A 6,431-nucleotide genomic window follows, 5' to 3' on the forward strand; every position below is an offset into this window, starting at 1 on the left:
GTTGACTATGGTTTCATCAATGATATCCACCACAATATCGGTACCCATGTCGCTCACCATATCTTCTTATCTATCCCGCACAACCACCTCCTAGAGGCTACAGAGGCGATTAAACCAGTATTAGGAGACCACTATCGGAAATCCGATCGCTCCGTCTGGGCAGCCTTCTGGGACGCTAAGGAGAACTGTCACTATGTCTCGAATACAGGTAGTAAGATTTAATATCGATCGATATAGGGGATAGGGGATAGTGGATAGTGTATAGTGAATAGAGCTTTTGGGCGCTGGCGTCATTATTCTTTTATTTCCCAGCTCCCTGCTCCCCGCTCCCCGCTCCCCGCTCCTCACTCCTCACTCCCAATTCCTCACTCCCATGCATCGACGTTATTTTCTAACTAGCCTATTAGCAATTTGTGTGAGTGCGCTGTTGTGGGGGAATTTCGTCCCTACGGCGTGGGCACTAGGTGGCAAACTCCCAACTTTGAACCAGCCAGCACCAGTATTTACACTACCAACGAATACGGGCACGGGCAGCGTCTCGCTGGCTGATTATGCTGGCAAGTGGGTAGTCGTATATTTTTATCCCAAAGATTTTACTTCCGGCTGCACCTTAGAAGCACGGCGATTTCAACAGGATATCGGGAAATATCAGCAACGTCACACAGAGATTGTGGGCGTGAGTGCGGACTCGGTCGATTCTCATGCCAAGTTTTGCGATTCGGAAGGCTTGAAATTCCCGCTCTTAGCTGACACCGATGGCAAAATTAGCAAGGCTTACGGTTCGTGGCTGGGGATTTTTTCGATGCGCCACAGTTTTATTGTCGATCCCCAAGGTGTGTTGCGGGCAACATTTACGAATGTCAATCCGACGGCTCATAGTCAAGAAGTATTAGTCGAACTCGATCGATTGCAGTCAGCCAAAGCTTAGATTTAACGATCGACAAGCTAGCTGGAAATCATCAAAATTTGGACGCTGCTGGAGCGGAGAACATCAATGGCATGAACGTTCTCCGCTCCATTTCGATATTAGGGTCATCGCGAGCAAAATTTCTCATCATCTAGGTGAAGGCAACTCTCGATCTCGGTTAAATTAGAGAAGATCGAAAATTAGCACTGATCCCAGCCAGCCAAACACATCTCATGCTGTTGACCTCCAAATCATCGTCTTCGTCATCGATCGACTTTCGTGGCTGAACATTGCTACTAGTTGAGTTCGATTCAGTGTGCAGATCTCCGCTGGCAGAATCGATCGCCCCATCGCGACAAATAGCCGAAAACTAGCAACACAATCATCTAGCGTTCAGCCGGAAGGCTGAAAAGATCTGGAAAACAGCCAAATGCCCCAAGGAGATCGACAGCTCGATCGGCTACGATCGGCAACAGCAAATCATCAAAAATTGTAATTAAAATTACAGCAAGCGATCGCTCAATGTACTAGGTATGTATCCGAGAGATCGATTGCCAGTCGATAGTTAAAACCTAATTAATATTCAAATCTATTATAGATAAGTAACCGCTGCACGCCTGAGATCGTTAAATAACTAATTGGCAAGGAGAACAATTTTCATGGGAAGGATTTTTATCTGTGCGATCTACGGTGGCTATGATGGTGCCGCCGCCGATCCCGAAACGATCGGTAGCGCGCCAAATGAAGCTAGAGAAATGGTGTTTCTGCGCGACTTAATCGTCCCAGAATTGCGAAACCGCAGCTTTGAAGTTGTGGCTGTACCTGATTTCGACCACCCTAGATTGAGCATCGACTGGATCGACAAGCGAGCCAAACCAGGAGATATCGCCTTGGGGATACATGCCGATGCTTATGCCCAGTCCCAAACTAAAGGGGTGAGTACTTTTTATATTGCCAAAAACGGCGAGCGCAAGAATCACGCCCAGATGCTATTGTTGGCCTTCTCCAGTCGCGTCCCCGATCTACCCAGCCTTGGAGCCAAGCCAGACACGGTCACTGGTACGGGGAGTTTGTCCTTTTGTCGCCGCTTGACAATTCCGTCATTATTGATGGAAATCGGCTTTAAATTTGATAGCGAGGATCGTCAGAAGATTCAGGCTTATCGCCGCGAAATTGCGCTCGGCATTGCCGATGGGTTAGTCACATGGAGTCGTGATGCCCAGATGCAGGCTACCAGTGGCAATCACACTCTCCCCGTCCATCTCAAGGTCAATGGTGAGTCCTATCCCGAATCGGGGATCTCGATCGATGGCAACGTGCATATTTCGATCGATTTGGCCGATCGATTGGGTGTCAATCTCGCTCTCAATCCGCTAATGCGGCGGATTCGCTATCGGGGGATCGTCTATGTTAAAGCGATCGAATTGCGGGATCTGAATATCTCGATCGTCTCCGAAATCGGCAAGATTTACAATATTCGCTCCAAACATGCCTTTAATGGCGAAGATTTCGATCGGATTATGTGCGCAGGACAGACTACAGCCAATCAGCTCAATGACTTTCTCGCCGCCAATACCCCAGCAGCAATCGAACAGTTTCCCAACCTCCCTCAAATCTACATCGAAGAAGCCAAAGCTGAAGGTGTCAATCACGATCTCGCCTTTGCCCAAATGTGTCTAGAAACCCGCTTCCTGACCTTTGGCGGTGCCATCTTACCCGAATTTAATAATTTTGGAAGTCTAGGCGATCGACAGTCAGAATGGGCAAAATTCATCAATCTCCGCCTGGGGATTCGCGCGCACATCCAACAGCTCAAAGCCTATGCCAGTAACGATCTATTAGTTCAAGAGTGTGTCGCCCCCAGATTTGAACTAGTCAAACGCGGCGTTGCACCCACCATGCGTCAACTCAACGGCAGATGGTCGGCAGATAGCCAGTACACCATCAAAATTGCTGCTGTGTTAAGGCGATTGTACGAGACTGCTGGGATCTTTTAGTCGCGCCACCGAGCCTAAACATCAGCTCTGCGCTGGCTGCCTACAACCGGACAGCTCGGCGCAATCCGAGCTAAAACTAGCATTGGTGACAATAGCTAAAATCGAGGTGGCTAAAGGAGTTAGACGGCAATCGGCAACAAATCACACCTGGCTGCGTCATAACTAGCAGCTAGACTTCTAAGCTATAATTTTAGCAGTGAGCCTGCGGAAATCGGCTCTAGTTTGGCCACATAGAGCCAGTTAGCTGAGATTGCTACAAGAATCGTATAGGTGTGATTTGTATGTCAGAAACCCAAGCAGACTTACCAGTTGAAGATCGGTCGGAAGTTACAGCACCAAATAATCAACCTCATCGATCGCCACGACATATTGGCCTGAAAGTATTGCATCAAGGGAGTAAATATTTCTCCTTGCTGTTGCTCAGCACGATCGCCAGTTGTTCGTTCGGCTACTTGGCGGCTAAAGAACAGATCCCACCGCCAACGCTAGTATCTCCCGCGCTGGCCGATCCCAGCATCGCCAGTAGCAAGAGTATCTTAGCTAGTGCGAATACAAATTTTATTACCCAAGTTGTCGATAAAGTCGGCCCTGGCGTAGTCAGAATCAACGCATCAACGACAGTAGCTGTCGATTCAGACGCGGATGAAACCGACAATCCTTACTTCCGGCGGTTTTTTGGCAATCGGACACCACAACAAGGTTCGGGATCGACCGAACGCCAAATCAGACAGGGTACCGGATCGGGCTTTATTGTCAGCAGCAATGGCAGCACCGGTCAAATCATGACCAACGCTCACGTTGTCTCTGGCGCGACTAAAGTGACCGTTACTCTCAAAGATGGCCGGACGATCGCGGGTAAAGTTAAAGGGATCGATCGAGTCACCGACGTCGCTGTCATCGAAATAGCCGAGAAAAATCTCCCCACCATTCAGCTCGGTGATTCTGAAAAAATTAAGCCTGGTGAATGGGCGATCGCGATCGGCAATCCTTTAGGCTTGGATAATACTGTCACGGCAGGGATTATCAGTGGTACCGGACGCAGTAGCAGCGAAATCGGCGCAGCAGACAAACGTGTCAACTACATCCAAACCGATGCAGCGATCAATCCTGGCAACTCTGGCGGCCCCCTGCTCGATGCTAGCGGTCGAGTCATCGGGATGAATACCGCAATTCTGCGCGGTACCCAAGGCTTGGGCTTTGCAATTCCCATCAATACTGCCCAACGGATTGCCACCCAACTGATTGCTAATGGTAAAGTCGATCACCCCTTCCTCGGCGTTCAGATGATTAATCTGACTCCTGAACTCAAGAGCCAAATTAATAGCGATCCCGACGCCAATCTCAAAATCGATACCGATAAAGGCACCCTGATTGCCCGCGTCATCCGCAACTCACCCGCCGCGTCTGCTGGCATCAAAACTGGAGATATCATTACCAGTGTCAATGGCAAAGTTGTCCAAAATTCCAACCAAGTTCAGCAGGCGATGGAAACAACTAAGATTGGCAGTAGTGTCCCCGTCAAAATCCGTCGCAATGGGCAAGATGTCAATCTAAATGTCACTCCAGTTGCCGCGCCGCCGCTTACTGAAGAGCGGGAATCACCCTAAGATTTGAGGTTGTTACTCACATCGGCTCCGATTCCTTCATGGCTAGCAACAGCAGATAGTTAGGATACCCACAAGGGGCACCCCTACAAGTTAACTGTGGAGGGTGCTCCTTGTGGGTACCTTAATTTGCTCCTACACTCCCAACTCCCAACTTTGACAATCTACTTTTATACCGATCGAGAACCACCTTATGGTTGCTTTTCCAACTTTTCCAAACATGGATTTGTGATGGATAAATTGTGGTGGAATACCACCGAACATTATTTCCAAGCCCAAAAATTTGTCGGTACGCCCTATCTCGAACAAATTCGATCGGTCAATACCCCCAAAGATGCCGCCGTGCTAGGTCGAAAGCGCAGCTTGCCCCTGCGCGGTGATTGGGAACAAGTCAAAGATGAAATCATGTTCAAAGCCGTATCGTGCAAATTTCAAGTTCACATCGATCTGCGCGAAATTCTGCTCGGTACTGGTGATGAAGAGATCGTCGAAAACGCACCCCATGACTATTATTGGGGCTGTGGCAAAGATGGTACGGGGCGCAATCAACTGGGATTGACTTTAATGCGCGTCAGAAAGATATTGAGGGAGAGTTGACAGTTGACGGTTGACAGTTGACAGTGAATAGAGAAGTTAGATCGATTTTGAAGGTTGTGAACTTTAGAAATTCAACGGCAACTCAACTCGATCGCCTTTCTACTCCCTATCCTCTATTTCCTATCCCCTAATGATTAAATCCTGGCTGGTAATCGGTATCGTGGCGATATTAGTGGCGTTTGGGCTGGGGCGATTGAATACGGCTGAAGGATATAGGTGGTTCAATCGCCAACGCCGTCCGACCTGGCTGACATTTGAGGGACTGATTCCTGTGATCTGGACGGTAATTTTGATCTGTGGTGTGTGGTCGGCATACAATGTTTGGGAAGCAGCTCCCGTTAACAATCCACCCTGGGGATTGATGGCATTATATCTGCTGCTAGAGGTGGCAATTATGCTCTACACGCCCTCAATGTTTTGGTTTAAGAATCTCCGCGCTGGCACGATTGTCGGCGCGGCAGGCTGGGTTTTAGGGCTAATTCTGGCGATCTTGGTCTATCCTGTTTCGAGTACGGCAACCTGGCTATTAGTACCTTATCTGCTGTGGAGTCCGATCGGGACTTATGTCACTTGGGTGATGGAAGGGTTGAATTAAGTTGGGAGGTGGGAGCTAGGAGTTAAGAATCGAGCGAGCTTGTAGTCCTCCATCTCTTGGTCGCCCAGTCTCCCCGATCCTCTTGTACAATAGCGATCGAAACAATTCTAGACAAAGGATAATACAGAGATCGTGGGCGAACAGTTATCACAATTATTAGAACCGCTGGCTAGTCAATTTCGCGCCCTCAATCTGCCCGAACCGCTTACTCATTGGGGACATCCGTTCTTTATGAGTATCGTGATGTTTGTGATGGGTGGCTATGGTGCTTATGCTGGTTGGAAAGGACGCGTCCTCATGGCTAGCGATCTCAAAGCCGCGATCGAAAGTAAGGCTGAGCATCGGAAAATTATGCCAGTGATGTTTGCCATGATGGCAATTGGGGCGACTGGTGGCGTGTTATCTTTGGTCATCCAAAAACATGCAGTGATGGCGAGTCCGCACTTTCTCACTGGGTCGATTGTCTTGATATTCCTGGCAATTAATAGCCTGATTTCGTTTACTGGTTTCGGTGGTGACAAACCTGAACTGCGGAAAGTCCATGCTTATTTTGGCAGTACGATCCTGGTATTGATGGTCGTCCATGCGTTGATGGGCTTGAAGTTAGGTTTGTCGATCTAGACTACTTGACTCGATCGAACTGTTAGGCGCAATTTGTGCAGTATTTAGGGTAGGGGTAATGTCTTGATTCGCTGTCTTGAAAAGGTGCTCTACTTGGGCAAAGCCCAAGA

General features: G+C 48.7%; 6 protein-coding genes and 1 pseudogene. All 7 read left to right on the forward strand.

Annotation, left to right across the window (positions count from 1 at the left end):
* Positions 1 to 222: pseudogene (locus RMO27_RS06615) on the forward strand (fatty acid desaturase); the annotation flags it as partial.
* Positions 223 to 373: 151 nt separating this feature from the next.
* Positions 374 to 928, forward strand: a complete 555-nt coding sequence (locus RMO27_RS06620; protein ID WP_309730810.1) for a peroxiredoxin — start codon at positions 374 to 376, stop codon at positions 926 to 928.
* A gap of 638 nt (positions 929 to 1,566) precedes the next feature.
* Positions 1,567 to 2,904: an N-acetylmuramoyl-L-alanine amidase gene (locus tag RMO27_RS06625; protein ID WP_309730813.1), complete on the forward strand. Its 1,338-nt coding sequence runs from the start codon at positions 1,567 to 1,569 to the stop codon at positions 2,902 to 2,904.
* A gap of 281 nt (positions 2,905 to 3,185) precedes the next feature.
* Positions 3,186 to 4,511 (forward strand): HhoA/HhoB/HtrA family serine endopeptidase, encoded by a 1,326-nt coding sequence (locus tag RMO27_RS06630; protein ID WP_309730816.1) that lies wholly within the window; start codon positions 3,186 to 3,188, stop codon positions 4,509 to 4,511.
* A 153-nt stretch (positions 4,512 to 4,664) separates the two neighbouring features.
* On the forward strand, positions 4,665 to 5,105 hold the full coding sequence (locus tag RMO27_RS06635; protein ID WP_309730819.1) for an NADAR family protein: 441 nt from the start codon (positions 4,665 to 4,667) through the stop codon (positions 5,103 to 5,105).
* A gap of 130 nt (positions 5,106 to 5,235) precedes the next feature.
* Positions 5,236 to 5,700 carry a tryptophan-rich sensory protein gene (locus tag RMO27_RS06640; RefSeq protein WP_309730821.1) on the forward strand — a complete coding sequence of 155 codons (465 nt, stop codon included), beginning with the start codon at positions 5,236 to 5,238 and terminating at the stop codon, positions 5,698 to 5,700.
* Positions 5,701 to 5,832: 132 nt separating this feature from the next.
* The gene (locus tag RMO27_RS06645; protein WP_309730823.1) at positions 5,833 to 6,321 is read left to right on the forward strand and encodes a DUF4079 domain-containing protein; all 489 of its coding nucleotides are present in this window, start codon (positions 5,833 to 5,835) and stop codon (positions 6,319 to 6,321) included.
* Positions 6,322 to 6,431 lie beyond the last annotated feature (110 nt).

Origin of the sequence: Chamaesiphon sp. OTE_75_metabat_556, assembly GCF_031378165.1 — a bacterium.
Lineage (GTDB): Bacteria > Cyanobacteriota > Cyanobacteriia > Cyanobacteriales > Chamaesiphonaceae > Chamaesiphon.